Below are 25,326 nucleotides of genomic sequence, written 5' to 3' on the forward strand. Positions count from 1 at the left end.
TTTGCAAATCAGCGTTTCCGCGACCCGCAAACCATCCAACCCGCCCCACCCGAACCCGGAGCGCACAAAACGCCGACCAGATCCGGTCTTGAAATTTAGGGGATTGGCCGCCTCCGGTTCCCAGCATTTCCGCTGGTCTCCCTCGCGGCGACTTAGAAAACAATACACCCACCACGCCCCCACCGCAACTCCACCCCCCACACCCACCCCACCACCCAAAAACCCCGCCACCACAACCCAAAACCACCCAACCAGGCCCGCCGGCGTCGTAAGCCCGCAGTGTGTGGTGCGTCACCGCCGAAGGGAACAGTGGGGGGCGTGAAACCGCCAAGTCCTTAAACGCGAGAAGGGCCGGCAACCAAATGGTTGCCGGCCCTTCTTCAAGCCACTGGCTTCAGGAGTCCTGAATTACCAGGAAGACTTCGTGATGCCCGGGAGCTCACCGCGGTGAGCCATGTCGCGGAAGCGAACACGGGAGATGCCGAACTTCTGGAAGGTACCGCGCGGACGGCCATCGATGATGTCGCGGTTACGCAGACGTACCGGCGAGGCGTTGCGGGGCAGCTTCTGCAGGCCGAGGCGAGCAGCTTCGCGTACTTCGTCGGTTGAGTTGGGATCAACCAGAGCCTTCTTCAGTTCGAGGCGCTTTGCAGCGTAACGCTCGACGATGACTTTACGCTGTTCGTTCTTAGCGATCATTGACTTCTTAGCCATGTGTTTAGCGCTCCTCTCGGAATTCGACGTGCTGGCGGATTTTGGGGTCGTACTTCTTCAGGACCAGACGGTCCGGGTCGTTACGACGGTTCTTGCGCGTCACGTAGGTGTAGCCCGTGCCCGCGGTCGACTTCAGCTTGATGATCGGACGTACGTCCTTATCCTTTGCCATTAGAGCTTCACTCCTCGTGCCAGGATGGCGGCGACGACTACGTCAATGCCGCGTACGTCGATGGTCTTGATGCCACGAGCAGAAACCTGCAGCGTGACATTACGGCGCAGGGACGGAACCCAGTAGCGCTTCTTCTGGATGTTCGGGTCGAACCGGCGCTTGTTGCGACGGTGCGAGTGCGAAATGCTGTGTCCAAAGCCCGGCTCGGCTCCGGTCACCTGGCAGTGTGCTGCCATGACGACTCTCCTCAAAAAATAAATGAAACGGCTAACGGAGTTCCCGTTGACCGTGCGTTGGGCGGCGTCCGCATCCGGCCCCCTCCCCCAACCGTCGTTGTCCGCGGGATTCAGACGGCACAAACCGTCTGCTTCCTCACTGCGGCGAAGATTGTGGGCCACGGGCACCTGGCGCCGGCGATCTGTTGGACCGTCATTGCGAAGTGCCGGGATGCTGGGCGAATACAGGAATGCGCGCAACTTGAGCCCCTAACTACCGGCCGCCAGGACCGTCGATTTTTCAGACGGGTCCTGCCAACCGGAGCAATTGCGCACGCTCCGCGCCACCTAGCGCCTACCAAGTCTACGAGTTCGGCGATTTAAAGGCCAATCCGGCGCTGAATGGTGTATAGGGCAGTGCCCCACAGCCAGTGCAGGCGTCGGGCCGGTGCCCTCCCGAGTCATATGCCCGACGAAGGCTTTTCACAGCGAAATGATAGGCAGGGGGGCAATTCTGGATCCATGAACACACAACTTCTGACGAACCGTCCCGGGATTCGCCGCAGCTCCGGCGGCGTTGCGAACCCCTTCAGGGCGCAGTACCGCCGGCGGTTGCTAAGAGCGGATCTGCTGACGGTCCTTTTCTGGACGTCGCTGGCCGGCGCGGTCGCCTTGTGGCTGGCCGACGGCGGAATGGCCGGCTTCTCGACTCCAGCCGGTTCCTTCACCGCGCTGGGGATTGTAGCCGGCCTCGCCGGCATGGACCTGGTGCTTCTCATGCTGCTGCTGGCGGCCCGAATCCCACTCATCGACCAGACAGTCGGCCACGACCGCGCCCTTGAGTTTCACCGCAAGCTGGGCAAACCGGCCCTGTACCTGCTGCTGGCCCACGGAGTCCTCATTGCGATCGGCTACGGCATGGCGGAAGGGCTGGACCCCGTCAGCGAGTCGGTTGCCCTCTGGGTCCTTGTGCCTGACATGTGGCTAGCCTACATTTCCATGCTCCTGTTCATCGCCGTCGTCGTCACCTCCCTGGTAGCCGTCCGACGTCGGTTCCCTTACGAATTCTGGTACGCCGTCCACCTCCTGACATACGCGGCCGTGCTGACCTCACTCCCCCACCAGTTCAGCGTGGGCGCTCTCTTTGCCGAGGGAACCTGGCAGCGCTGGTACTGGCTGGCCCTCTGCATCGCGACCGGCGCCGCGCTCCTCTACTACCGGGTGGTCCAGCCTGTGGTGGCAACATTCAGGCACCAGTTGACCGTCAAGCGCGTGGTGCGGGTGGCCCCCGGGGTGGTCAGCATTGAAATGTCCGGTCTTCGACTGGACGAGCTGACAGGCAGTGGCGGCCGGTTCTTTATCTGGCGGTTCCTGGCTCCGGGCCTGTGGTGGCATCCGCATCCGTTCAGCCTGTCCGCCGAACCCGTCCACTTCGACGCCGCCGGCCAGGGCACGCTGAGGATCACTGTCCGCAACCTGGGCAAGGGGTCATCCCAGCTGGCGTCGCTGAAGCCCGGCACCAAGGTGGCAGTGGAGGGACCGTACGGGCTGTTCAGCACGTCCGCGCGGAGCCGCACCCATGTGGTCATGGTGGGAGCCGGAATTGGCATCACGCCGGTTCGTGCCCTGCTGGAGAGCACGCCATTCCAGCCCGGCAACGCCACTGTCATCCTCCGCGGCCACAGTGAATCCGAGCTCTACCTGGGCGAGGAGATCCTCGATCTCTGCCGGCGCCGCGGCGCCACGCTCTTCCACTTGACCGGCTCCCGCCCGGCCGGCATCCAGACCTGGCTTCCGGAGCACGCCGCCCGTGCCGGCCACCGGCTTGCCAGTTATGACCCGAAGATCGCCGACGCCGACGTGTACGTCTGCGGCCCCTCCGCCTGGGCAGACAACGTGCTTGAAGACGCCCGCGCAGCCGGCGTCCGGGAAGACCAAATCCACTACGAAAGGTTCGACTGGTGAGAACCCGCGCAGCAGTTTCAGCCGCCCTGGCCTCCGCCGGCATCCTCATCGCCGGCTGGCAGTCCGGCGTCCATGTAGCCGATACCGGCAGCTCCGTCGCAAGCGCGGCCGCCGGGACCACCGGGTCCACGGGTTCGTCTGGCTCAAGCGGAACGTCCGGGTCCACGGGTTCTTCCGGCTCAAGCGGAACGTCCGGCGCGTCGGGTGCGGGCACCACAGGGGCCTCGGCCAAGGCCGTAGGGACGTACCCTGGCTCGGTCGTCCAGACCCGGTTCGGCTCCGTGCAGGTGCAAATCACGGTTCAAGCCGGAAAGATCACCGACGTCACGGCGCTGCAGCTGACCGATGCTGAACGAAAGTCCGTGCAGATCAGCAACCGGGCCGCCCCGCTCCTGCGCGCCGAAGTGCTCCAATCCCAGTCCGCGGATGTGCAGACCATCAGTGGTGCCACGGTGACTTCCGAGGCGTACTTGAACTCCTTGCAGGCGGCCCTCGATGCAGCCAACCTCTGAGCTGGGCGGCTCTGCCCTGCGGGCCAGGACGTTTGGCTCGATGGGCACAGTCATCAGCCTGACCGTTCCAGCGGCGGCCGTCCCGGAAACTGCGGGCGGGGAGGGCGGGCTCTACGCCGCAAGCGCCGCCGTCGAGCGCGTCTTTGCCGGGTTGGACGAAACCTTCAGCCTGTACCGCCCCGACTCCGAGGCCAGCCGGCTGGCGCGCGGCGAGCTTTCCCTGCGGGACTCATCCGCCGCGATGCGGGACCGCTACGCGGAGTCGCTCGGCTGGCGGCTCAGGACGGAGGGCGCGTTCTCCCCGGAGCGGCCCGACGGTGTGCTGGACCTTTCGGGGCTTATCAAGGGCTACGCGATCGGGCAGGCCGGTGAGGCATTGCGGAGCCGCGGGATCACCGACTGGTGCCTGAATGCCGGCGGCGACGTGCTGGTGATGGGCTCGCCCGTGCCGGGCAGCGGAACCGGGTGGGCGGCCGGCGTTGTTGACCCGATGGACCGCTCGGCGTTGCTTGCCGCCTACGAGCTGGGCGGACCTGGCACCCGGTGCGCCCTTGCGACGTCGGGCTCAGCGGAGCGGGGTGACCATATCTGGGCAGCGGGAGCCGGAAGCCGGACCGCGGGCTTCTCCGGCGCCGGGTTCGCCCAGGTCTCCGTGGCTGCGGCGGACATTGTCACCGCCGATGTGCTCGCGACGGCGATCGTGGCCGGCGGGACCGCGATGCTGCACCGGGCCACGGACGGTTGGGAGATCGATGTCCTCGCCGTCCGCCGCAACGGGGAGCTGCTCGCGACGCCGGGGTTCCGCGCCTAGGGTGCCGTTCTAGAGGTGGGTCAGCTGGCCGTACTTCGGCTCCAGGCCGTCGCCGGACGACTTGCCGGTGACGCGCCGGACAACCCACGGGCCGGCGAATTCGCGGACCCACCGGGCATTCGCGCGGAGGGCATCCACCCGGCTCAGCTCGGGAACCGGCGTCATGGGCGGGACGTCAATCGAGTGCTCGTGTGCCAGCACCGTGAGGACGCGCTTGGCCATGTTCGCGTGGCCGGCGGCAGACATGTGCATCCGGTCCGTGGCCCACATGCCCCAGTCGTAGTACTCGCTGAAACGCCAGTAGTCGACCAGCAGGGCCCCGTGGTCCCCGGCGATGCCGCGAACCAGTTCGTTGTAGATGGCCGTACGGCCGCGCATGGTGCCGAAAATCTTGGAGCCCCGCGCGTCGAAGCCGGTGAACATCACCACGGTGGCGCCGGTGGCCGTGAGCTTGCGGATCCCGGCATCGTATTCGGCCAGCAGGTCATCGATGTCGACCTTGGGCCGGAGGATGTCGTTGGCGCCAGCGTAGATGCTGACCAGGGTGGGATGGAGGGCGACGGCGGCATCGACCTGTTCGGCCAGGATCTGGCGGAGTTTCCGGCCGCGGATGGCAAGATTCGCGTACCCGAAGCCGGGATCGGCGGCGCCAAGCCCCTCTGCCACCCGGTCCGCCCAGCCCCGGACGCCGTTGGGCCGGGTAGGGTCGTCGTCGCCGACGCCTTCCGTGAAGGAGTCTCCAAGGGCCACATAGCGGGACGTGAAATCCATGGATCCAGTCTGCCAGCAGTTGCCGTGAGCAACAAAGACGGGGGAGTCCGACGTCGGACTGCGGCGCCTTCGGCTGTCGCGCTTAGATGTCGCGCAGGATCCAGTGGTCGTCGTCGAGTCGGGCCACGATCTTTTCGCCGATCCGGGCCAGGTCCGCGACGTCCTCGGGGCTCAGGGCGTCGAGGAACAGTGAGCGGACCGCCTCAACATGGCCCGGGGCGAGTTTCACAATCGTCTGCATCCCGGCATCGGTCAGGTGGGCCGTGGTCACGCGGGCGTCGCCCGGGTGCGGCCTGCGCTCCAGCCAGCCGCGGTTCTGCAGCTTGGTGACCACATGCGAGAGCCGGGACAGGGAGGCGCTGGTGCGCGCGGCGAGCTCACTCATGGGCAGGAAGCGCCCTTCGGCCTCGGAAAGCATCGCCAGCACGTTGTAGTCGAACAGGGAAAGCTTGCCCGCGGCGTGGAGCTGGGTGTCCAGGGCGGCCGGCAGCATGGTGTTGATGCTGAGCTGGGCCAGCCAGGCCCGTCGTTCGTCGGCGTTGAGCCAGCGGGGTTCGGTCATGGCTACATTCTAGGAGACTGGAAGCTTGACGATTCAACTTCAGCCGGGCATTTCCGGAAAACTTCCCGCCTGTCCGTGGCCAGCTACCGGTAGGCTGGCCGCATGTACGTAGTCTCCCTGACATACAAAGTCCCCGAGGACATTGTGGAGTTCCATCTTCCGGCGCACGTGACGTGGCTGCAGGCAGCCTTCGACGACGGCGTCTTCATGGTCGCGGGGCGCAAAATCCCCCGCACCGGCGGTCTGTTGCTCTCGAACGCGGACCGGGCCAGCCTTGACGCCGCCCTGGCCAAGGACCCGTTCTACGTCAACGGTGTGGCTGAATTCGAGGTCATGGAGTTCCACGCCAACAGGGTGGCTCCGGGCTACGAAAACCTGCTGGACAGCTGAGTCCCGGCGGCTACCCGGCGCCGGACTGGCCGCTGGCGCGCTGGTCGTACAGCAGTTTCTTCAGGCCGCCCTTGCGCGGGACCCGCACGGGTTCGGGCCAGCGCGGCCGGAGCTGATCGCCGAGGGTAACGCCGCGGAGCTTCCGCCCGAACAACGGCAATACCCAGTCGCGGACCCAGCGGCGCTGCCGGCGTTCCCACTCCCGCAGGCCCGGCTTCACGGGCGGTTCCCAATCCCTGGGTTTGATCTTGTGCGGCACGCCGAGGTGGTCCAGGACCTGTGAGGCGAGGTATTTGTGGCCTGCCTTGGACATATGCAGCCGGTCCGAATCCCACATCCGCGGGTCATGGAAGGCGTCGAAGCACCAGTAGTCCACCAGCACCGCGCCGTAGCGGCCGGCGATCTCGCGGACGCGCCGGTTATAGAAGGCGTTGCGTTTCTTCAGCGGCTCCAGCAGCGCCGAGACCTTGACGTCGAAGCCGGTGAAGAGCACCAGCGTTGCCCCCGTGCCGGCGAGCGCAGCCACCAGGGACTCGTAGTCCCGCATGAGGGCCCCGATGTCCGTGCCGAAATCCAGGATGTCGTTGCCGCCCGCGTAGAGCGTGACGAGGGTCGGCTCCATGGCCACGGCGGGACCGAGCTGTTCGCCGGCGATGTGACGCAGCCGTTTGCTGCGGATGGCCAGATTGGCGTACTCCCACCCCGGCTGCGCCTTGGCCAGCCTCTCCGCAACCCGGTCTGCCCAGCCCCGCACGCCGTTGGGGAAGCGGGGATCGTAGTCCCCCACGCCCTCGGTGAAGGAATCCCCCAAGGCAACAAAGACCCGCCGCCCACCCCGATCCGGAAGCAAAGGAACTGAACCCATCCGTCCAAACTAACCCCCGCAAAAAGCGGCCAGGGAAAGGGAGAGTTAACCCAAGATGACCGGCCGAGCGAGCCGCAACCGCAACCGCAACCGCAACCGCAACCGCAACCGGCGAGTGTCCTTAATGTCACCCGGGCCGCACTGAAGGTAACCCACCCCCAAGACCGCAATCGCCGCTTTGCAAAGGAGCGCATCGCCGACTAAGGCCGCCCGCGGCCGCAGGAGGTGTCTAAGCGACGGCAAAGCAGCGATTGCGGGCGAAGCCGCACAGCAACCTGCACACCGCGAGCGACGGCAAAGGAGCGGTGGCGGGCGTAAGCCCGGAAGGACCTGCGGGAGCGTCGGGGTGAGAACCGCAGGACCTGCGGGAGCGTCGGTTAGAGCTCGGCTTTCCCCTGCCGCCAGTACCCCATGAACGCGACCTGTTTCCGGTCAATCCCCACGTCCCGCACCAAGTACCGCCGCAACTCCTTGACGGTGCCCGCTTCGCCGGCGATCCAGGCGTAAAACGGCAGTGCCCCGGCGGGCTTGTCCGGGTTCTTGCCGGCTCCGATCATCGCGGCGTCCATCCGGGCGGGGGTCTCCCAGAGGATGTCCTGGTCCACGTTCACGTCATCGGGTTCGGGCCCTGCCCCGCCGCCGGCCGCAGAATCAGAGGGCGGCCGGAGGCCGACCCAGCCGGGTTCGGGAACAGCGGCGCGGACGGCTTCCTGCAGGAGTTCGCCGTGCGGACGTGAGCGGCCGATCGAGGCGCCGCGTGCCAGCCAGGTGATTTCGACGTCGGCGTCGGACCTCAGATCCAGGAAGTCGCCGGGCTCGGGGACCTCAAGAAACGCATGTCCGCTGATGTACGACGGGAGGCTTTCCAGGATGGCGCTGATGGCCGGGACAGCGGTCTCGTCACCGGCAAGCAGTACGCGCTGGGCCAGGCCCGGCCGCCATTCGATGCCGGAGTAGGTCTCCCCCGTGACACAGTGCGCGGCCCGGTTGTTGGGTCCAATGAGGGTGAGGGCGTCGCCGGGCCTGGCGTTCAGGGCCCAGTTCGCGGCGGGCCCGCCGTTTCCGGCGGCGTCGAAGTGCATGACAAAGTCGACGTCGATCTCCGGATACACGGAGTCGAGGCGTTCCTGCCGCACTGTGTAGGTGCGCATGGAGCCACGGATCGCGGGATCCATGGCCAGCCATTCCTGGTACCAGCCGGACTGCTCCATGTGGAACACCGGCAGCGGCAGCTGGGTGCTGTCCCCGGCAAGGGACGGGATCATCAGCTTCACGCGCAGGTCCAGGGTTTCGCCGTGGACGCCGAAGCCACGCAGGGAGTATCCGCCGAAGGTGATCCGGCGGAAGTTGGGGCTGAGCTCCTGCACCGCGGCGACCGTCACGTCGAACGCCAGGGTCATTGGTTGGCTGGGCGGCTGGCTGCTTACGCCAGAGGGAGTACGGCGTATCCGCGACTGGCTGCTGCCTGCTGCAGTGCCGCCCGTTGCACTGCCGGCTGTTGCACTGCTGTTAACTGCCCTCATGGGACCAACTCCAGGGTTGCTGTTTCTGATTTTGGGAACTCGGCGTGGTGCCGGCCGAGCGGGATGATCAACGGCGTGCCGGAAATGGGGTCGGGCAGCACCCGCGAGTCCAGGCCGAAGACGTCTCGGACCAGGTCCTCGGTGACGACGTCGGCGGAGGTGCCCTCGGCCACGATCCGTCCGCCTTTCATGGCGATGATGTGGTCCGCATACCGGGCCGCCAGGTTCAGGTCGTGCAGGACGATTGCCACGGTGGTGCCGCGGCGCCGGTTCAGGTCCGTGATCAGGTCCAGGACCTCCACCTGGTGGGCCAGATCCAGGTAGGTGGTTGGCTCGTCGAGCAGCAGAACGTCGGTTTCCTGGGCCAGCGCCATCGCGATCCAGACGCGCTGACGCTGCCCGCCCGAGAGTTCGTCGACGTTGCGTTCGGCGAGCTCCAGGGTTTCGGTGACTTCCAGCGCACGGTGCACAGCGAGATCGTCACCCGCGCTCCAGCTGCGGAAGAACCCCTGGTGCGGGTAGCGTCCGCGGCCCACGAGATCCCGGACCAGAATGCCGTCGGGGGCGGTGGGGTGCTGCGGGAGCAGGGCGAGGATGCGGGCGAGTTCCTTGGCCGGGCGGGAATGGATGTCCTTGCCGTCCAGGGTCACGGTGCCGCCGGCCGGCTTCAGCAGCCTGGACAGGCCGCGGAGGAGCGTGGATTTGCCGCAGGCGTTGGCGCCCACGATCATTGTCACCTTCCCCTCGGGAATCTCCGCCGTGAGGCCTTCCACCACCCGGCGCTGGTCGTACTGCAGCGTCAGGTCCTTGGCGTTGAGAACTGCCATGTCAGGCGTCCTTTCGGTTGGCCGTGACCAGGAGCCACAGCAGGAACGGTGCTCCCAGCGCGCCGGTGACCACACCGACGGGAAGGACGGTGCCGTCCAGCAGCAGGGGGGCGATGTTGGCGGCGAAGTAGTCGGCGGCCAGGACAATCAGGGCGCCGACGAACGCGCCGGCCGGAAGACTGGCCTTGCCCGTGAAGCGGCGCGCGATGGGGCCGGCCAGGAAGGCGACGAAGGCCACGGGCCCGGCGGCTGCAGTGGCGACGGCGGCGAGGGTGACGGCAACGGCCACCACGCCCAGCCGGGTGATGCCCACCCGGATGCCGAGCCCGGCGGCGGCGTCGTCTCCGAGTTCCAGGATCCGCAGCGGGCCGGCGAGGAGGGCGGCGGCGGGCACCAGGACCAGAAGCGCCAGGGCCAGCACTCCGGCACGGTCCCAGCTGGCGGAATTCAGGGATCCGTTCAGCCAGATCAGGGCCTCGGCCGCGGTGCGGATATCGGCCCGCGTCATGAGGAAGTTGACCACGGCGTTCAGTGCCGCGGCGATGCCGATGCCGGCCAGGATGAGCCGGCTTCCGGCTGTGTTGGAGTGATTGCCGCCGCCAGATCCGAGGGAACCGCTGCGCGAGATTGTGTAGATCAGGACGGCTACCGCCACGGCCCCGCACAGTGCCGCGCCGGACACCGCCGCTCCGGAGGCGCCGAAAACGACGATGGCGGTGACGGCGGCCGCGCTGGCCCCGTAGCTGATGCCGATCACGTCGGGACTGGCCAGTGGATTGCGCAGCATCGTCTGGAACAGGGTGCCCGAGAGCCCGAAGGCAATGCCGATCATGGTGCCGATGACTGCCCGCGGCAGCTTGGTTTCCATCACGATGAAGCTGGCGCCGGGGATCCTCTCGCCACCGGTGAGGTGGGCCGTGAGGATCCTGACGAAGTCCGGGACGGTGACGGTGTAGCTGCCCAGCAGGATGCTGACGGCGAGGAGCACAACGACGGCGAAGGCCAGCAAGGCCGTCCGGCCCATCGACACACGGCCCATCAGCACACGGCCCATCAGCGCACTGCGCAGCGGCCCCACATTGGCGCGGACCGGGCCGGCCGGTTCGGCCAGTTCGCGCTCGGCGGGTGCGTTCTCCCCCAGCTCGCGCCTGACGTTGGCGAGGTCTGCTTTGCTCACAGCCCTGCCCCCTTCCCGCGGCGGACCAGCCACACAAAGACAGGCGCACCCACCAGCGCCGTCATGATGCCCGCCGGGACTTCGCCGGGCAACAGGATGACACGGCCCACCACGTCCGACAGCAGGAGCAGCACCGCTGCCAGGACCAGCGAGAACGGCAGGATCCAGCGGTAGTCCGGGCCGGTCAGGAAGCGGACGGCGTGCGGAACCACCAGGCCGACGAATCCGATCGGCCCGGCCAGCGCCGTGGCCGAGCCGCAGAGCAGCACAATGCCCAGCGCGGTGACGGCGCGGACCAGTCCGACGCGCTGGCCCAGGCCGCGGGCGATGTCATCCCCGAGGGCCAGGCTGTTAAGGATCCGTCCGGTGAACAGCACAATCAGCGCCCCGGCGGCCAGGAACGGCAGCCCGGGCAGCACCACAGACCAGTCCCGGCCGGCGATCCCGCCCACCTGCCAGAAGCGAAACCGGTCCAGGGTGTCCTGGCTGGAGACCAGGACGACGTTCATCAGCGAATACAGCCCCGCGCTCAGGGCCGCGCCGGCCAGTGCCAGTTTGACCGGCGTCGCGCCTTCCCTGCCAAGTGACGCGATCAGGTAGACGACGACGGCGGCTGCCGCGGAGCCGATGAACGCGAACCAGATGTAGCCGGTCAGGGACGAGACGCCGAAGACGTAGATCCCGGTGACGACGGAGAGGGCCGCGCCGGCGTTGACACCGATGATCCCCGGGTCCGCGAGCGGGTTGCGGGCCACCCCCTGCATGGCCGCGCCAGCCAGTCCGAGGGCGCCGCCGGCCAACAGACCCAGCACGGTGCGGGGGACGCGGGCGTGGATGACGGCGTGGTCGCCGTCAGCGGGATCGTACTGCGTCAGGGCCTGCCAGACGGTGCCGAGCGGGACTCCGCGGGCACCCACAGCCAGGGACGCCGCGAAGACCAAGACAAGGACGACGACGGCGGCCAGCAGCCAGGCGGCCTGCTTGGCGGCTTTCCTCCCGGCGGGGGCGACAGGTGCGCCGGGCACACTGCCGGCGGGCGCCGTCGCCGTACTGATTGTCATGGAAGCGTGTTACTTCGCTGCGGCGGCGACTTTGTCCGCGGCGCCGGCCAGCTGCGGCAGGAACGTGTCCAGGGACCACGGCAGGCTCAGCGGCGAGGAAGCGGAGATGGACAGGGTCAGCGTGTTGTTCGAGTCGGCAACCAGCGCGCCGGTCTTGACGGCCGGGATCTGGCCCAGCAGCGGGTCAGCCTTGATGGAGTCGGTGGTGGCGGCATCCGGCACCCAGGTCACGAAGATGTCCGAGGTGAGTTCGTTGGCCTTTTCGGCGGACCACGGGATGAAGAATTCCTTGGAGCCCTTGGAGTTGTCCTCGACAACGGATGCGAGCTTCATGCCGATTTCGTTGAGGAAGCGGGGACGGTTGTCGTTGGCGGTGTAGACGTTGACGCCGTCGCTCTTGTCCGGTTCCAGGTTGCCGTAGATGAAGGACTTGCCGGCGATCTGGGGGTACTTGGAGACCTTGTCCTTGATCGTGGCCTCGGTGTCGGAGACCAGCTTGGCGGCTTCGACTTCCTTGCCAAGGGCCTTGCCGATGATGGCGGTGGAGTCCTGCCACGGCGTGCCGTAGGCCAGCTCCGGGTGCGCCACGACGGGGGCGATCTCGCTGAGCTTCTTGTAGTCCTCCTCCGTTAGGCCGGAGTAGGCGCCGAGGATGACGTCAGGGTTCAGCTTGGCGATCTCGGTGAAGTTGATGCCGTCAGCCTCGGAGAACTGGACGGGAGCCTTCGCGGAACCGAACCCGGCGCCGAGCTCTTCCAGTGCGGCGTCCTTCCACGGTGTGGAGCCCTTGTCGTTACCGCCCCATTCGTTCTTAGGCACGCCCACGGGAACCACGCCGAGGGCGATCGCGACGTCGTCGTTGACCCAGGAAACGGTGACTACGCGCTTGGGCTGTTCCTTGATGGTGGTCTCGCCGAAGACGTGCTTGATGGTCACCGGGAAGACGGTGCTGGCCGGCTGGGAGGGAGCGTCCGCCGCCGCCGAGCCGGCAGGTCCGGTAGAGCAGGCGGTCAGGGTCAGCGCGACGGCGGCCAGGAGGGCTGCGGCCCGCCCTGCGCTCTTGCGGAGGCGGCGGCCGGCGGGGCGGCCGCCTGAACGGGTGAAAAGGGCGGAAGCCACGGAACTCCTTAGGTAAGTGATGCAAACCTAAGTAAGGCTAGCCTATCCTTTGTAGAATTAAGAAAGGTTTGAGTAACGTAATTGTCTCAATTGCCCTTTGAAGTGCACCGGAGCATCGATGCGCCCCTCGTTGCACTACTCAAGGCCCAGCCGCCGGGTGCGGAATGCGAACTGGACACGAATCCCGGGCTTTGCAAGGATGGGCTCGCCGGATAATCGGAACCGGTGATGTGTTGGGACGGGGGAAGTGGGCATGGACATCGCGACGATGACTGTTGCCACGGTCAGCGGGGTGGCCGCTGTGGCCTGCTACGCGCCCGCGCTCCTGCCAGCCCCGCCCGCGCAGGCCCTTCCCGCGAAGTCCCGGACCAGCACGGACTAGTCCCGCGAGACGCCTTGCCCCACACCGGAGTTGCAGGCTGGCAGTCTTCTGCCCACAATCCGCCTGGCGCGCCGCGCGCCCGTCTGGCCGGAGCCATCCGATTTTCGAAAGTGTCCGTCATGCAAAAATTCACGGCGCAGCAGATCCGCTCGTCCTTCATCAACGCGAGCCGCTCAGAAGCCGCCAAACTCAATCTGCCCAAGAGCTTCGACACCCTGGATTGGGAAGCATTGGACTTCCTGGCCTGGCGGGACGCGAAGATGCCCCTCCGCGGCTATCTCGTGGTGCAGGGGCCGAAGGGTCCCACCGGCATCATGCTCCGGGCCCCTGAAGGCGGGGCCAAGAAGAACCGTTCCGTGCTCTGCGAGCTGTGCCGGGACGTGTTCTCCAAGGACGACGTCCTGCTGTGGGTGGCCAAGCGCGCCGGGCAGTCCGGCCGCAACGGCAACACGCTGGGCACCTTGATCTGCGCCGATTTCCTGTGCTGCCGCAATGTCAGGGTGGAGCCTGCGGCCAACGAGATCAACCCGGACCCGGCCGCGGTCGTGCTGCGGCAGATCGAAGGGCTGGTGGCCCGCACGGCCCAGTTCGTGGAGCGCGTCCAAGGCAATTAGCCCCGACACAAGCAACGCGGGGTCTCTTACGGCCCATTACGGTGGCGTTTATGGGCCGTAAATGACCCCGCGTTGCTTCAAGGGAGAGGGGTGCGGTCAGCGCAGGACGATGTCCACGGGGTTCGCCTCGGAGCGCCAGGTGCCCTCCGTGCCCGGACGTGCGGCGATCACCGGAGCCGTCAGGACACCGGAACGGTTGGTGCGCTTGTCCCGGAGGATCTCCGTCACCGAGCCAAGGTGCCGGGAAAGGTCGATGACGTTCTCCGGCGCGGCCAGCAGGAGCTGGAAGCCGAACTCATGCAGCGCCTTGATGCCCGCGCCGGCGAATTCCTCCGAGGCGAGCACGAAGGCCTCGTCCATCATGACCGTGCCGTACGTGGTGAAGCCCTGCTCGGCGATGCCCAGCTGGTAGCTCAGCGCCGCCGCCATGATGAATGCGGTGAAGCGCTGCCGCTCGCCACCGGACATGGAGCCGGTGTCCGCGTGCATGTAGACCTCGGTCTTCTTCGCGCCCTTCGCTGCCCCCTTGGCGCCGGCAACCTGGACTTCGCGGTGTTCCTTGCACTGGATGAACAGGTGGCCGCGGACGTCCAGCACTTCGGCCCGCCAGCGGCGGTCCTCCGGGGTCTGCGAGCCGAGCCGCTTCACGAGCGTTTCGAGCGACTTGTAGCGGGTGGTGAGCTCGGCGTCGTCGCCCCCCTCCGCTCCGGACGCTGCAGCGGACGCCGCAGCGGACGCTACAGTGACCGCCTTGCCGGGCCGGGTGTGCCGGACCTTGAGCGCGTTCTGGATGGCGTCCTTGAACTGCTTCGCCGTCGCCGGCAGCGTCTGCTTGATGTCGAGTTCCAGGAAGCTGCCCTCGTGGAAGTTGACCTCGGACAGGATCCCGTTCAGCGGCAGGATGCGGCTCGTGATGGCGCGCCGCTCCTCGTCGAGCAGGTGCAGCAGGGTGGAAAAGGATTCGTGCGTCCGCTGGTTGAAGAACTGCCGGAACTCGGCCTCCTGGGCGGGCAGCCCGTCGCTGACAATCGCGTGGTAGCGGGATTCGAACTCCCCCGCGGCGCCGATCGAGGTGCCGTGGTCCGCGGATATCGCCGTGCCCCACTCCCGGACGAAACCCTCGAAAATGCGGGTGAGGCGCTCCGAGGTGGCCTGCCCGCGGGACTCGGCGACGTGCAGTTCGGCCAGGAGCCTGGTGCGGACCTGGTTGGCGAGGTTGTCGAGTTCGTGCATCTCCAGGACGTCACCGAAGCCGGTGAAGTACGGTTCCAGCGCGGCGACGCCGGCGTCCGACGGCGGTGCCTGCGCCAGCCGGGTGCGTGCGGCATCGAGCAGCGCACCAGCGGCGGTGATGCGCGCATCGAGGGCCTTGTACTCGCTTTGCAGCACGGCCGCGGATTCGGTGCTGGACTGGTGCTTGTGCCGCGCGCCTTCGATGCTGGCGCGGAGCGGTTCGAGGTCGGCCTGTGCGGCGAGGGCGTCCTTGAGGCGCTTCTCGATCCGGGCGAGCTCCTCGCCGGCCACGGCGGCCGACACCTGTTCCCAGGGCCGGTGGTCCTCGGCCACCCGGCGCAAGGCTTCAAGCTGCCGGGTCATGCCTTGGTGCGACTCTTCCCGGCTTTGCGCCAGCTCGGCGGCCTTGGCCAGCTCCTGCTGCAGGTCCTCAACCTGGGCCGCCACCAGTTCGAGCTTGGCGGCATTGTCGAACCCGAGGACGTAGTCCTGGCGGGATGTGAAGCGGTCATCCTTTTCCACTGTGTGGCGGTTGCGCTTGACCACACCGCCCAGGCTCAGGCCCTTGTCCAGGCCGGCGAGCTCGTCCGGGTTTTCCACACACGGGTAGGCGAAGTCGAGGGCAATCCGTTCGCGGAGCCAGGCGCTGGACTGCGCAAGCGCCTGGGCGTGTGGCCCGGCCGGCAGCCCGGCATCGGTGAGGAAACTGAGCTTGGTCAGCAGGTCGCGATCGGCCACGTCCTCGACGGCCAGCGCGCCGCCGGCCAGGGGCCGGGAGACGTCCACGGCACGCAGCGCCCCGCGCACGGAATGGTCGTTGAGGTAACGGGTGACTGCCGCGAAGTGCTCGCCCGGGACCAGCAGCGTGGTGGCCAGGCTCCGCAGCGCGCGCTCGGCAGCCGGGCGCCACTGTTCCTGGCCCTCGGCAAGGTCGATCAGCTCGCCGCCGAAAGGCATCTGCTCCTCGGGCACGCCCGTGGCAGCGGCAATGGCGCTCCGGTTTTCAATGCTCGACGGCGGCAGCAACGATTTGCGCGTCTTCAGCGAGACGAGCTCCTGCTGGGCCGCGGCGAGTTCGCGCTTCCGGGTGGCGTGGCCATCAAAGGCTTCGAAGCGCAGTTCCTTGAGCGCCTCGGAATCGTCCTGGAGCTCAGCCGAGCGTGCCGCGGCGTGCTCGTGGGCCTGATCCCAGCCGGCGGCCGACCACTGCAGTTCCAGCCCGGCGTCGGTCAGCGCCTTGCGGGTCGATGCCTCGACTTCCTGCCGGAGCTTGAGCCCCACCCGGGCGTTCTCCAGGGACTGCTCGATCGCGGAAATCGCGTTGCCGCCCTGGTTGTTGTACTCGCCCTCCAGCTGGCGCAGTTCCTTGGCGAAGCCGTCACGGACAGCGCGTTCGGCGGCCAGGTCCGTGGCCTTCGCCTGGGCCAGCTCCTTCAGCCGCGCCAGGGTCTTCTCGTGGACTGTGACCGCGAGCTGCTGCCTGTAAGCCTCGAATTCCTCACCTGTTAGGTCCCGCAGCCGGTTCGCGTCCAGGAGCGCCTGCGCGTATTCCTTATTCAGCCCGGGGACGGGGGCCAGCTGGTCGCGCTGCTGCCGGACGTCCTCGAGGCGCTGCCGGATGGACATGAGGTTGCTGAATTCCTCGACGACGTCATCCGCCGCGGCCAGCGTGGCAGGGGCATCGAGGACCTGGTCGCGGAAGAAGGTGTTGACGCTGCCCCCGAGACCCTTGCCGGCCTGGATAACGCGCAGCAGCGGAAGGGCCTGATCCGAATTGATGCCGAGAAGCCGGCGGAATCGTTCGGCGAAGGCCTTGTGGACGTCGAAGATCTGGGCGTCCGGGAAGATCGCGTCCAGCGCAGACTTGGTGAACCGCTTCTCCGCGATGCCCTCGATCGCCGCGAGGTCCAGCGGCTTGTTATCGATCACGTAGTACCGGCCGACGCTGGATTCCGTGCCGTTCTTGGGCAGGTCGAAAAGCGCCGAAACCGTCACCCGCGTGCCGGCGGCGTTGTCGAACGTCAGCGCGACGGCGGACCAGGTCGCGCCGGGGCGCTGGAACGCACTCGCCGAGCCCTCTCCCACGGCCTTGTCGCCTACCTTGCCGCGCATGTACGTGAACGTGGTGCGCTTGTCCTCGACAGCGCCGCCTGCCCGCTGTGCAGCCGCTTCGTTGGAGCGGGGACGGGCGTCGAAGACCCGAAGCATGGCATCGAACAGCGTGGACTTTCCGACGCCCGAATTGCCGGTCAGCAGTGTGCCGTTGCGGTCCACGTGCATCGTGTGGGCGCCATGGAATGTGCCCCAGTTGACCACCTGGACCAGGGCCAGGCGCATCTGGCCGGGGTTCGTGAGCTCACCCATGGGCAGCATGGTTGCGATGCTCACTTGGTCTCCTCGGCTTCTTCAGTGTGGCTGGGTGACGACGACGGCGATGCCGCCCCCGCCCCTGCGACGCGCAGCTGATCTTCGATCAGCTCAGCGCGCGGCTCCGACAGGCCCGATGCCACTCCCGGGGCGGCATCGCCGTCGTCGTTGTACGGGTCACCGTGGGCGTCCGCAGCGACTGCGGTGCCGCTGTTCACGTCACGTTCGGCGACGGCATCGCCGTCGTCGTCCGGGTCTTCCTCCGCGTTTGCCGAGGTGTCTGTGTCGAGCTCCAGGAGCGGCTCCGTTCCCGACTGGTCTGTGCTGGCTGCCACCAGGGCTTCGATTTGGGCCGGGATGTCGCCGATGTTTTCGAACGGCAGGGCCAGCGGGAGGGCGTTGGAGATGGTGTAGACCTCGTCCAGGCCCGTGGCGAGCAGGAGCTGGCGGGCCAGGAGCTTGGTGATGGCGCGATTGACGACGTCGGCATCGCGCAGGGCGTCCTGCTGGCCGGTGGGCTGGTAGTGGGCGACGAGTTCGGCGATTTCCTCGCGCGTGATCGTCGGGTCCGTCTGGGCGGTGACGTGCCGGTCCAGGAGCAGGCGCAGGCGGAGCAGGACGATGGTCTCGACCCGGCTCAGGGCACGCTGCTGGCGCAGGATACTGGAACGCGTACTGCCGCCGATCGCCTCGGGGTCAACCGGGCGCAGGACGGCGACCTTACGCTCGTGGTCCAGTTGCAGCGTGAGGAAGAGTTCGGAGAGGCGGCTGCGCAGGATCAGCTGGTTGTCCAGGAGCGTGGTCCACAGCTTTTCGTCGCGGCCGCCGTCGATGTAGGGGCCCTTGAGCAGCTTCACGAGCGCCTGCCGCACCTTCATGGGCAGTACGCCGGTGTCGCCCGGGAAGAGTGCGGCGCCGTCGACAAACGTGTCCCGGGGGGTGACGATGAAGGGGTCGCTGCGGACGTGGGCGCCATCGCTGTCCGCAGGCGCAGACTCGGGCGCGGACTGCGGGTCCGCCGCCGCGGTCTCTGCCAGGGTCTCGGTCGCGGTCTCTGCCGTGGTTTCTGTCGTGGTCTCGGTCAGGGTCTCGGTCACAGTCTCTTCAGTCATGGTCAATCCTTCGCGAGCGTGACGACGGGCAGGTAAGCGGTGCGGGTGGTGCCGTCGATTTGTTCGAATTCGATGGGGCCCCAGGTCCCCCGGTCGAAGCCGGCACCTTCGTGGAGGGTCTGCGACAACAGGGCCCGGATGGAGTTGATGTGGCGTTCCTCTGCCGGCAGCTGCGCCCAGGCCTCGGTAAGGGTTGAGGCCCCCGCGAGCGCGGCGCGGATGGCCTCCGGCTTGGCCTTGGCGGTCCGGGGCGAGCGCGCCCGGTCCGAGTCGGAGAACGCGATGGGGTCGGCCAGCTTGGGTGGAGCCGCGAATTCGTCAGGGTCGAAGAGCTTGACCATGGCCAGGGACTCGAAACCGGCGCTGAACAGCACCGGGCCGCGGACCAGGCCGGGCCGTTCGCGCTCGTACGGCAGGGTGCGGATCGCCTGCTCAGCCTCGCGCAGGACCTTCCGGAGCCGGACCGACTGCCGGAAGTCGTCACTTTGGACGTAGGTGTTGAGGCTCTCGCTGAGCTTGCCGTAGATCCGCTGGATCTGGCTGTGCTGGGTGCGGAGTTCGGCCACAAGGTTCTTGAGCGTCTCGCGTTCATCGTGGCTGAGCTCGTCCGCGAACTGCCGGCTCAGGACTTCGCCGATCGCCGACCGGAACCTCAGCTGCTGTTGCGGGTCCTCCAGGAACGCGGTGAAGGAGCGGAACGTCCGGCCTTCGGGGCTCTGCCGCAGCCGCTTGTCGGCCTCGAGCACCTGGGCCATGGTGGCGCCCTTGCTGAGCGATTCCTCGATGATCTGGTTGCGCAGCTCCCCCACGAGCTCTTCGATCCGGTCACGCATCTTCTTGTAGTCCGCGGGCAGGCTGGCCGCGAGATCGAGGATGTTGCCTGCCGCCTCCACGGCCTCGTCGTCGTCGAGCAGCCCGTCGAAATCGCCGGAGCTGATGTCTTCCATCAGCTGGCGGCGCTCGTCGATCTCCTCTTCGAGGGATTCAATGCGTGCGCTCTGGTCCGGGTTGGTCTCGTTTGCGAGCTTCTCGACGTCGCCCAGCAGTGTGCCGAGCCGGGAGCCGTTCAGCGTGGACCGCTCGCTGGAGAGGCTGTCCAGGAAAGCCAGGACGCGGGCAGCAGGCTCCGTGACTTCGTAAACGATCTGACCCGACTGGTTCCGGCGGGTCAGGAAGTTCTTGCGGGTCCATTCGTCCGCGTATTTCTTTCCGGAAAGTGTGCCGTTGGCCGAGCCGCTGTGATGCTCTCCCGTGCCGGGGGCCTGCCGGCGGAGCTGCTCGAGGAAGGCGTCGACGTCGGCGTGGAACTGTTCCAGCGGCAGCTGCGCGCGCGTGCGGGTGAAGGAAGCCTGGAGCACGGCGATCACCCAAGGCGCCGAACGCGTCAGCGCCCAGGCAGGTCCCTTGGTAAGGAGCTCAAGGTCCCGGAGCCGGGTGCTGATGGCGTCGGCTGATGACACGGCGGAACGGGACACGCGCTCTCCTTCGGCTGCCAGGGGATGGTTTGGGGTGGCGTTGCGGGGCAGCGGATTCTAAAAACTGCCAGCTACAAGGTTAACGCAGGGCCCCGTCCGCATTCATCGTTGTCTGCGCCCCTATGTCGGCGCACACTGGAATGACCAGCCGAAGGGAGACGATCATGCGCAAGAGAACGATCTGGATCACGGGGGCGGCCTCTGCAGCGGTGGTGCTGGGGGGAGCGTCAATTGCGGTCGGGGCCACCCAGGCCAGGGATGTCTGGTCCGGAAGTGCGGGCGCCCTCACCGCCAAGATCGGGAACTTCGAGATCGGTGACGATTCCGATGGGCCGGCGCTCAGTGACGCCGACCGTGCCATGGCAACACAGGCCGCGTTGGCGAAGGTGGGCCAGGGCAGCGTCACCGAAGTGGAGCGCGATGACGACTCCGGCGCGGCCTACGAGGTCGAGGTACGCCTCAACGACGGGTCCCAGGTCGAAGTCGCCCTCGGCGCGGACTTCCGGGTCATGAGCCAGAGCGCCCCTGAACACGACGAAGACTGACACCGGGCAGCCTCCCGGCACTGACAAACGGTGCGACCCCCGCGATCGGTGAGGGTGCCGCAACCCAGCCGTGACCTACGCCCCGGTAGCATTTCGATCCCGTATCAAGAGGCCGCCACCGTCCAAGGACCCTAGTTCAGCCCGCCCACGGCACCCTACGCTCGGGCTACTGGTTCAACCGGAGCAATGGTGCAGGGGGAAGAATGCAGTTCGACCTAAGCGCAGTGGAAACCGGCACGATGGTGGTCATTGGAACCCTCGTGTTTGCCGTGATGATCGGCGCCTTCATGATGGTGTCCGCGTTCGCGGCCATGGTTTTGGTCGGTGTCGGCCGGCTCGCCTGGTACCTCGTGGCCGGCGCGCTGGTGGGCCTGGTCCACGGCATCAACCACGGTTGGGACCGGCTGGTCCACCACGCCTCAACGGTGGAGATGCCCGCCGATTTCCAGGTCGACTTCGGCACGGACTTCCGGTCCGACTTTCCGGGCCAGGCCTCCCCTAGCACAGGCACTTACCCGCGAGTAGTATTGCGGGACAGCTGAAGGGTCCTCCACCCGCGGCGGATCCAGGGCTCAAGCCGGTCACCCGGTTAGAGGAGATGCCCCGTGAGCTCCGCCATCGAAGACCCCGCCACCACACCCGGTACTCCAGTGTCAGATTCTCCAACATCAGGCATTCCGATTCCGGCGGCCGACGGGGACGCTGAGCACGTCGGCCCCGACGCGACGGCCGCCGACGCCCGCGCCATTGCCGAGGCCGCCCGCGAAACCAGTTGGACCCAGCCCAGCTTCGCGAAGGGCCTCTACCTTGGCAGCTTCGATTTGTCGCTGATACACCCGTGGCCCGAGGCCCCCGCCGACGACGTCGAACGCGGCGACGCGTTCATGGCCCGGCTGGCCGACTACTGCCGCACGATGTCCGGGCGCACCATCGAACGCGACGACCGGATCCCGGACGACTATCTCAAAGGGCTCGCGGAGCTCGGTGTGTTCGGAATGAAAATTCCCCGCGAATACGGCGGACTGGGCCTCACGCTCGTGTATTACGGCCGCGCACTGGCCATGCTGGGCTCGGTGCATCCAAGCCTTGGCGCCCTGATCTCCGCGCACCAGTCGATCGGCGTACCGGAGCCCGTCAAGGTCTTTGGCACTCCGGCCCAGAAGCGCGAATACCTGCCCCGCTGCGCCGCCGGCGCCGTCACCGCTTTCCTGCTCACCGAGCCCGACGTCGGCAGCGACCCCGCCCGGATGGGCAGCACGGCCGTCCTCTCCGACGACGGCGAGTCGTACCTCCTGGACGGCGTCAAGCTCTGGACCACCAACGGTGTTATCGCCGAACTCGTCGTGGCGATGGCCCTCGTGCCGCCGCACACCGATGCGGACGGGACCGCCCACAAAGGCGGTATCAGCGCCTTCGTGGTCGAAATGGACACCCCTGGCATTACCGTGGAAAACCGAAACACCTTCATGGGGCTCCGCGGGATCGAAAACGGCGTCACCCGCTTCCACCAGGTCAGGGTCCCCGCTGCCAACCGGCTGGGCCGGGAAGGCCAGGGCCTGAAGATCGCCCTCACCACACTGAACACGGGCCGGCTCTCCATCCCCGCGCTGTGCGTCGCCACGGGCCGGTGGAGCCTGAAGATCGCCCGCGAATGGTCCGACGCCCGCACCCAGTGGGGCCGGCCGATCGGCCAGCATGAGGCAGTGGGCAAGAAAATCGCCTTCATCGCCGCCAGCGCCTTCGCCCTGGACGCCGTGTTTGAACTCTCTGCGGAAATGGCCGACGCCGGGCAGAAAGACATCCGGATCGAGGCGGCCCTGGCCAAGCTGTGGTCCACGGAGATCAGCTGCCTCATCGCGGACGAACTCGTGCAGATCCGCGGCGGCCGGGGCTTTGAAACGGCGGACTCCCTCGAAGCCCGCGGCGAGCGCGCCGTCGCCGCGGAACAGCAGCTCCGCGATATGAGAATCAACAGGATCTTCGAGGGGTCCTCGGAAATCATGAGGTTGCTGATCGCCCGCGAGGCCGTGGACGCGCACCTGGCCGCCGCGGGAGACCTCGCCTCGGAGGATGCCCGCCTCTCCGACAAGGCGAAGGCCGCCGTCGGCGCCTCCGGCTTCTACGCGAAGTGGCTGCCCAAACTCGTGGCCGGCGCCGGCATGGACCCGCGCTCCTACAGCGACTTCGGCCGGCTCGCGAAACAGCTGCGCTACGTGGAGCGCTCCTCCCGGCGCCTCGCCCGCCAGACCTTCTACGGGATGGGCCGGTGGCAGGCCAAACTTGAGCACAAGCAGGCGTTCCTGGGCCGGATCGTGGACATCGGTGCGGAGCTGTTTGCCATGGCAGCCTGCTGTTCGCGCGCCGAGATGCTGCTGCGGACGCAGCCGGAACGCGGCGCCTCCGCGTACGAACTCGCCGAGGCGTACTGCGAACAGGCCCGTGTTCGCGTCGACGAATATTTCGACCGGCTGTGGCGGAACACCGACGACGCCGACCATGCCCTGGCCCGCAAGACACTGGCCGGGGACTACACCTGGCTGGAAGCCGGAATCCTCGACCAGTCTGAAGGGACCGGTCCATGGATCGCGGACGCCAGCCGGCGCGCCTCCGTCCGGGAGGACCTGCACCGCAAGTACCGCTGACGGGCCGCCGCCACGGATAGTAAGCATCCTTGCTAACCGGATTCCGCCGTGGTTAGGTTGACGCCAGACCGGCGTCTCCAGTGTGCCCGGTCATTCAGCGAAAGTGAGCAGCCCTCATGAGCAGCACCGCAGGCCCCGACGACAAGACGACACAACACGCCGCGCAGGACGACGCCACAACCCGCCCGGTGACAGCAGTCCGCCACGACGACCCCGTCCGCGACGCACCGGTCCGCGATGCTGTTCACGACACTGTCGTGGAAGAGATCCCCACGCGCGAGACGGTAGTGGCCCGCGAGAAGGAACAGTTCGGCGGCATCAAGGTCGGCTCGGCATTCTTCGGCTGGCTGACGGCCACGGGTACGGCCGTGCTGCTCACCGCGCTGGTCGCTGCCGGCGGTACCGCCGTCGGTCTGGCCACCAACACCGATGTGAACGACGCCGTCGACCAGGCCTCCAGCAATCAGACGGTCGGGCTGACCGGCATCATCGTGCTGCTCGTGATCCTCCTGGTCGCCTACTACTGCGGCGGATACGTCGCCGGGCGCATGGCCCGCTTCAACGGCGCCAGGCAGGGCTTCATGGTCTGGATCTGGGCCCTGATCGCCGCGATCGTCGTCGCCGTGCTGGGCCTGGTCGCCGGGCAGCGCTTCAACATCCTGGCCAACCTGAACAGCTTCCCGCGGATCCCGATCAACGAGGGCGAATTGAACACCCTGAGCATCATCGCGGCGATCGTCGTGGCCGCGGTGGCTTTGGTGGGCGCAGTGCTGGGCGGCCTCGCGGGAATGCGTTTCCACCGCAGGGTGGATCGGGCCGGCTTCAGCCCGGCAGCAACGGTTGAGAACCACCCCGTCAGGGACAACTCAGCACGGGACAACTCAGCCGGGCGCCCCTAGCCGCGACGGCGTCAGCCCCGGAGGGCTCAGCCGGCAACGACGCCATCTACGTAGTACCAGCGCCGGTCCACCCGCACAAAGCGGCTGGTTTCGCGGTGCAGGCCGCGTTCGCCCTCGCGCCGGTAGTGCGCCGCGAATTCCACCGTGCCTTCGCTGTCCAGCGGGCCGCCGCGGCTGGTGGAGAGGATGTCCAGGCGTCGCCACTGCATGCCGGAATCAAACTCCAGCTCAGCGGGCCGAGTGTCCGGGTGCCAGGTCCGGAGCAGGTACCCCTCGTCGTGGACCACGAAGGCGCTGTACCGGGAGCGCATAAGCTGCTCCGCCGTAGGCGCCTCGGCGTCCCCGCGATGGAACCGGCCGCAGCAGTGCACATACGCCTCGCCCGACAGGCACGGGCAGTTCCCCTCATACGGCGCGGAATATGCCGCTTCCGGAATACTCACGGAGCGGTCCGTGCCAGATGCTCCGGCGGGCTCGGAATCGGCTGCTGCGGCGTGCGTCACAAGATGTCCTTCCGGCGGGCCGGACGACGCCGGCGGGGCTGTCTCCGACTATAGACGCCCGGCCGGCAGGGCCCGTGCCCCGCCCGCGGATAACGGCTTTGACACATATTCGCCACGACCGCCGGGGGCGGCACGGGGCCAGCGAAAAGTACGTATTGTTAAGGGGGCTCCTGCCCGCCGCGTGCTAGCGGCAGGGACCACGCTGAAGCAGGCCGGCAAGGAGAGGTGACATGGAAGATCCAACGACCATTGCGCTGAACCTGACTTTTTTCGGGACCCTCGGCGTGGCGTTCTTCATGTTCCTCGGCCTCTTCCTGGTCTTCGCCGCCACCCTCGTGCTCGCAGGGATCGGCCGGCTGGCGGCAGTCGTTGTCCTGGCCGTCGCCGGGCTCGTCCGCGGAACCCCGGTATCACGGGAAAATGGGGCTGGGGAAGAGCCGGCGCCGCACCGGCCGGCCAAGGCAGCGAAGCCCGCACGCCCCGCCCGGAATGCAGCCAAAAAGGAACCCGCACTGTCGCCGGAGTGGGCGGCCGCCGTGGCCCGGGCAGATGCCCGCGCCGCCGCGAGGGCCAGGGCCGAGGCCGGACCCGCCGTACGGGTCACCGTCCGGGATCTGCCCGACCCCCTTGCACCGGCACAGGACATCACGGAAGTCTCTGCCCTCGTGCAGTCTGCCACGGACACCAATGGAACACTCGGCTCCGTCCCGCGGGCGTTCAAAAAGCCGCCCATGCCCGCAGCGAAGTCCCTGCTGGACACCGGATCGCTCGTGGCGCTGCGCGGCACTCCGCCGGCCGGGAAAGCCAAACAGCCGGTCCAGGAACGCAAGGCCGGCTGAGCCCTTACCCCGGGCAGGCAAGTCCGCTACG

The 25,326-nt window shown here is 67.4% G+C and carries 25 protein-coding genes and 1 pseudogene; 11 read left to right on the forward strand and 15 right to left on the reverse strand.

Going from position 1 to position 25,326, the window contains the following annotated elements; translation table 11 throughout:
• Nucleotides 1-408: 408 nt before the first annotated feature.
• The 3 genes from rpsN to rpmB are packed head-to-tail and all read right to left on the reverse strand — an operon-like array spanning nucleotide 409 to nucleotide 1,122.
• Nucleotides 409-714, reverse strand: coding sequence for a 30S ribosomal protein S14 (rpsN, locus tag AC1D1A_RS20625; RefSeq protein ID WP_026266887.1), 306 nt, complete (start codon nucleotides 712-714; stop codon nucleotides 409-411).
• A gap of 4 nt (nucleotides 715-718) precedes the next feature.
• On the reverse strand, nucleotides 719-886 hold the full coding sequence (gene rpmG / locus AC1D1A_RS20630) for a 50S ribosomal protein L33 (RefSeq protein ID WP_003798558.1): 168 nt from the start codon (nucleotides 884-886) through the stop codon (nucleotides 719-721).
• The gene (gene rpmB / locus AC1D1A_RS20635) at nucleotides 886-1,122 is read right to left on the reverse strand and encodes a 50S ribosomal protein L28 (RefSeq protein ID WP_011693744.1); all 237 of its coding nucleotides are present in this window, start codon (nucleotides 1,120-1,122) and stop codon (nucleotides 886-888) included. Before rpmB ends, rpmG begins: the two co-directional genes overlap by 1 nt.
• A gap of 501 nt (nucleotides 1,123-1,623) precedes the next feature.
• Between rpmB and AC1D1A_RS20640 the strand changes: the two genes are divergently transcribed.
• Genes AC1D1A_RS20640 through AC1D1A_RS20650 form a run of 3 tightly spaced genes read left to right on the forward strand, consistent with a single transcriptional unit; the run spans nucleotide 1,624 to nucleotide 4,389 of the window.
• Nucleotides 1,624-3,066: a ferredoxin reductase family protein gene (locus AC1D1A_RS20640; RefSeq protein WP_476872326.1), complete on the forward strand. Its 1,443-nt coding sequence runs from the start codon at nucleotides 1,624-1,626 to the stop codon at nucleotides 3,064-3,066.
• Nucleotides 3,063-3,578, forward strand: coding sequence for an FMN-binding protein (locus AC1D1A_RS20645; protein ID WP_476872325.1), 516 nt, complete (start codon nucleotides 3,063-3,065; stop codon nucleotides 3,576-3,578). Before AC1D1A_RS20640 ends, AC1D1A_RS20645 begins: the two co-directional genes overlap by 4 nt.
• Nucleotides 3,579-3,618: 40 nt before the next feature.
• Nucleotides 3,619-4,389, forward strand: a complete 771-nt coding sequence (locus AC1D1A_RS20650; RefSeq protein ID WP_476872329.1) for an FAD:protein FMN transferase — start codon at nucleotides 3,619-3,621, stop codon at nucleotides 4,387-4,389.
• 9 nt (nucleotides 4,390-4,398) lie between these two features.
• Here the strand turns inward: AC1D1A_RS20650 and AC1D1A_RS20655 are convergent, their stop codons facing one another.
• Nucleotides 4,399-5,160, reverse strand: a complete 762-nt coding sequence (locus AC1D1A_RS20655; RefSeq protein WP_028276862.1) for an SGNH/GDSL hydrolase family protein — start codon at nucleotides 5,158-5,160, stop codon at nucleotides 4,399-4,401.
• Between the two features lie 82 nt (nucleotides 5,161-5,242).
• Nucleotides 5,243-5,722 (reverse strand): MarR family winged helix-turn-helix transcriptional regulator, encoded by a 480-nt coding sequence (locus tag AC1D1A_RS20660; protein WP_223915074.1) that lies wholly within the window; start codon nucleotides 5,720-5,722, stop codon nucleotides 5,243-5,245.
• 102 nt (nucleotides 5,723-5,824) lie between these two features.
• On the opposite strand from AC1D1A_RS20660, the gene AC1D1A_RS20665 reads away from it, so the two are divergent.
• Nucleotides 5,825-6,112, forward strand: coding sequence for a YciI family protein (locus AC1D1A_RS20665; protein ID WP_018776102.1), 288 nt, complete (start codon nucleotides 5,825-5,827; stop codon nucleotides 6,110-6,112).
• Nucleotides 6,113-6,122: 10 nt separating this feature from the next.
• On the opposite strand, the gene AC1D1A_RS20670 is transcribed toward AC1D1A_RS20665, so the two are convergent.
• The 6 genes from AC1D1A_RS20670 to AC1D1A_RS20695 all read right to left on the reverse strand — a co-directional run bounded on the left by AC1D1A_RS20670 (nucleotide 6,123) and on the right by AC1D1A_RS20695 (nucleotide 12,684).
• Entirely contained in the window at nucleotides 6,123-6,977 is an 855-nt protein-coding gene (locus AC1D1A_RS20670) for an SGNH/GDSL hydrolase family protein (RefSeq protein WP_476872324.1), read from the reverse strand.
• Between the two features lie 377 nt (nucleotides 6,978-7,354).
• Nucleotides 7,355-8,377: a siderophore-interacting protein gene (locus AC1D1A_RS20675; protein ID WP_476860472.1), complete on the reverse strand. Its 1,023-nt coding sequence runs from the start codon at nucleotides 8,375-8,377 to the stop codon at nucleotides 7,355-7,357.
• Nucleotides 8,378-8,496: 119 nt separating this feature from the next.
• Nucleotides 8,497-9,327, reverse strand: coding sequence for an ABC transporter ATP-binding protein (locus AC1D1A_RS20680; RefSeq protein ID WP_476860471.1), 831 nt, complete (start codon nucleotides 9,325-9,327; stop codon nucleotides 8,497-8,499).
• A 1-nt stretch (nucleotide 9,328) separates the two neighbouring features.
• Nucleotides 9,329-10,366, reverse strand: coding sequence for a FecCD family ABC transporter permease (locus tag AC1D1A_RS20685; RefSeq protein ID WP_476948608.1), 1,038 nt, complete (start codon nucleotides 10,364-10,366; stop codon nucleotides 9,329-9,331).
• Between the two features lie 134 nt (nucleotides 10,367-10,500).
• Nucleotides 10,501-11,565 carry a FecCD family ABC transporter permease gene (locus AC1D1A_RS20690; RefSeq protein ID WP_476948598.1) on the reverse strand — a complete coding sequence of 355 codons (1,065 nt, stop codon included), beginning with the start codon at nucleotides 11,563-11,565 and terminating at the stop codon, nucleotides 10,501-10,503.
• A 9-nt stretch (nucleotides 11,566-11,574) separates the two neighbouring features.
• Nucleotides 11,575-12,684: an iron-siderophore ABC transporter substrate-binding protein gene (locus AC1D1A_RS20695; RefSeq protein WP_476948599.1), complete on the reverse strand. Its 1,110-nt coding sequence runs from the start codon at nucleotides 12,682-12,684 to the stop codon at nucleotides 11,575-11,577.
• A gap of 253 nt (nucleotides 12,685-12,937) precedes the next feature.
• On the opposite strand from AC1D1A_RS20695, the gene AC1D1A_RS20700 reads away from it, so the two are divergent.
• A complete protein-coding gene (locus AC1D1A_RS20700; protein WP_476851701.1) occupies nucleotides 12,938-13,066 on the forward strand; it encodes a hypothetical protein in 129 nt (42 codons plus the stop codon).
• 119 nt (nucleotides 13,067-13,185) lie between these two features.
• Entirely contained in the window at nucleotides 13,186-13,680 is a 495-nt protein-coding gene (locus tag AC1D1A_RS20705; protein WP_476851702.1) for an FBP domain-containing protein, read from the forward strand.
• Between the two features lie 96 nt (nucleotides 13,681-13,776).
• Here the strand turns inward: AC1D1A_RS20705 and AC1D1A_RS20710 are convergent, their stop codons facing one another.
• The 3 genes and pseudogenes from AC1D1A_RS20710 to AC1D1A_RS20720 all read right to left on the reverse strand — a co-directional run bounded on the left by AC1D1A_RS20710 (nucleotide 13,777) and on the right by AC1D1A_RS20720 (nucleotide 19,867).
• On the reverse strand, nucleotides 13,777-17,301 hold the full coding sequence (locus AC1D1A_RS20710) for an ATP-binding protein (protein WP_476948600.1): 3,525 nt from the start codon (nucleotides 17,299-17,301) through the stop codon (nucleotides 13,777-13,779).
• Between the two features lie 212 nt (nucleotides 17,302-17,513).
• Nucleotides 17,514-18,392: pseudogene (locus tag AC1D1A_RS20715) on the reverse strand (DUF4194 domain-containing protein); the annotation flags it as partial.
• A gap of 2 nt (nucleotides 18,393-18,394) precedes the next feature.
• Nucleotides 18,395-19,867, reverse strand: coding sequence for a DUF3375 family protein (locus AC1D1A_RS20720; protein ID WP_476874341.1), 1,473 nt, complete (start codon nucleotides 19,865-19,867; stop codon nucleotides 18,395-18,397).
• 164 nt (nucleotides 19,868-20,031) lie between these two features.
• Between AC1D1A_RS20720 and AC1D1A_RS20725 the strand changes: the two genes are divergently transcribed.
• The 4 genes from AC1D1A_RS20725 (at nucleotide 20,032) to AC1D1A_RS20740 (ending at nucleotide 23,953) form a co-directional block, all read left to right on the forward strand.
• Nucleotides 20,032-20,412, forward strand: a complete 381-nt coding sequence (locus AC1D1A_RS20725) for a PepSY domain-containing protein (RefSeq protein ID WP_476874340.1) — start codon at nucleotides 20,032-20,034, stop codon at nucleotides 20,410-20,412.
• Nucleotides 20,413-20,615: 203 nt separating this feature from the next.
• Nucleotides 20,616-20,954, forward strand: coding sequence for a hypothetical protein (locus AC1D1A_RS20730; protein ID WP_230007274.1), 339 nt, complete (start codon nucleotides 20,616-20,618; stop codon nucleotides 20,952-20,954).
• A gap of 63 nt (nucleotides 20,955-21,017) precedes the next feature.
• On the forward strand, nucleotides 21,018-23,054 hold the full coding sequence (locus tag AC1D1A_RS20735) for an acyl-CoA dehydrogenase family protein (RefSeq protein ID WP_476948601.1): 2,037 nt from the start codon (nucleotides 21,018-21,020) through the stop codon (nucleotides 23,052-23,054).
• A gap of 116 nt (nucleotides 23,055-23,170) precedes the next feature.
• Nucleotides 23,171-23,953, forward strand: coding sequence for a hypothetical protein (locus AC1D1A_RS20740; protein WP_230007273.1), 783 nt, complete (start codon nucleotides 23,171-23,173; stop codon nucleotides 23,951-23,953).
• A 26-nt stretch (nucleotides 23,954-23,979) separates the two neighbouring features.
• On the opposite strand, the gene AC1D1A_RS20745 is transcribed toward AC1D1A_RS20740, so the two are convergent.
• Complete coding sequence (locus tag AC1D1A_RS20745) at nucleotides 23,980-24,396, reverse strand: YchJ family protein (RefSeq protein ID WP_476948609.1); 417 nt, start codon at nucleotides 24,394-24,396, stop codon at nucleotides 23,980-23,982.
• 290 nt (nucleotides 24,397-24,686) lie between these two features.
• Here AC1D1A_RS20745 and AC1D1A_RS20750 point away from each other — a divergent pair, with 290 nt between their 5' ends.
• Nucleotides 24,687-25,295 (forward strand): hypothetical protein, encoded by a 609-nt coding sequence (locus AC1D1A_RS20750; RefSeq protein ID WP_230007271.1) that lies wholly within the window; start codon nucleotides 24,687-24,689, stop codon nucleotides 25,293-25,295.
• Nucleotides 25,296-25,326: the final 31 nt, after the last annotated feature.

The organism is Arthrobacter sp. P1_B9 (assembly GCF_056406495.1).

Coding starts and splice junctions, on each gene's coding strand:
- AC1D1A_RS20690 (WP_476948598.1), bottom strand. CDS start 11,565: ATGACAATCAGTACGGCGACGGCGCCCGCCGGCAGTGTGCCCGGCGCA.
- AC1D1A_RS20650 (WP_476872329.1), top strand. CDS start 3,619: ATGGGCACAGTCATCAGCCTGACCGTTCCAGCGGCGGCCGTCCCGGAA.
- AC1D1A_RS20675 (WP_476860472.1), bottom strand. CDS start 8,377: ATGACCCTGGCGTTCGACGTGACGGTCGCCGCGGTGCAGGAGCTCAGC.
- rpmB (WP_011693744.1), bottom strand. CDS start 1,122: ATGGCAGCACACTGCCAGGTGACCGGAGCCGAGCCGGGCTTTGGACAC.
- AC1D1A_RS20730 (WP_230007274.1), top strand. CDS start 20,616: ATGCAGTTCGACCTAAGCGCAGTGGAAACCGGCACGATGGTGGTCATT.
- AC1D1A_RS20750 (WP_230007271.1), top strand. CDS start 24,687: ATGGAAGATCCAACGACCATTGCGCTGAACCTGACTTTTTTCGGGACC.
- AC1D1A_RS20700 (WP_476851701.1), top strand. CDS start 12,938: ATGGACATCGCGACGATGACTGTTGCCACGGTCAGCGGGGTGGCCGCT.
- AC1D1A_RS20655 (WP_028276862.1), bottom strand. CDS start 5,160: ATGGATTTCACGTCCCGCTATGTGGCCCTTGGAGACTCCTTCACGGAA.
- AC1D1A_RS20705 (WP_476851702.1), top strand. CDS start 13,186: ATGCAAAAATTCACGGCGCAGCAGATCCGCTCGTCCTTCATCAACGCG.
- AC1D1A_RS20670 (WP_476872324.1), bottom strand. CDS start 6,977: ATGGGTTCAGTTCCTTTGCTTCCGGATCGGGGTGGGCGGCGGGTCTTT.
- AC1D1A_RS20660 (WP_223915074.1), bottom strand. CDS start 5,722: ATGACCGAACCCCGCTGGCTCAACGCCGACGAACGACGGGCCTGGCTG.
- AC1D1A_RS20725 (WP_476874340.1), top strand. CDS start 20,032: ATGCGCAAGAGAACGATCTGGATCACGGGGGCGGCCTCTGCAGCGGTG.
- AC1D1A_RS20680 (WP_476860471.1), bottom strand. CDS start 9,327: ATGGCAGTTCTCAACGCCAAGGACCTGACGCTGCAGTACGACCAGCGC.
- rpsN (WP_026266887.1), bottom strand. CDS start 714: ATGGCTAAGAAGTCAATGATCGCTAAGAACGAACAGCGTAAAGTCATC.
- AC1D1A_RS20665 (WP_018776102.1), top strand. CDS start 5,825: ATGTACGTAGTCTCCCTGACATACAAAGTCCCCGAGGACATTGTGGAG.
- AC1D1A_RS20740 (WP_230007273.1), top strand. CDS start 23,171: ATGAGCAGCACCGCAGGCCCCGACGACAAGACGACACAACACGCCGCG.
- AC1D1A_RS20640 (WP_476872326.1), top strand. CDS start 1,624: ATGAACACACAACTTCTGACGAACCGTCCCGGGATTCGCCGCAGCTCC.
- AC1D1A_RS20685 (WP_476948608.1), bottom strand. CDS start 10,366: ATGGGCCGTGTGTCGATGGGCCGGACGGCCTTGCTGGCCTTCGCCGTC.
- rpmG (WP_003798558.1), bottom strand. CDS start 886: ATGGCAAAGGATAAGGACGTACGTCCGATCATCAAGCTGAAGTCGACC.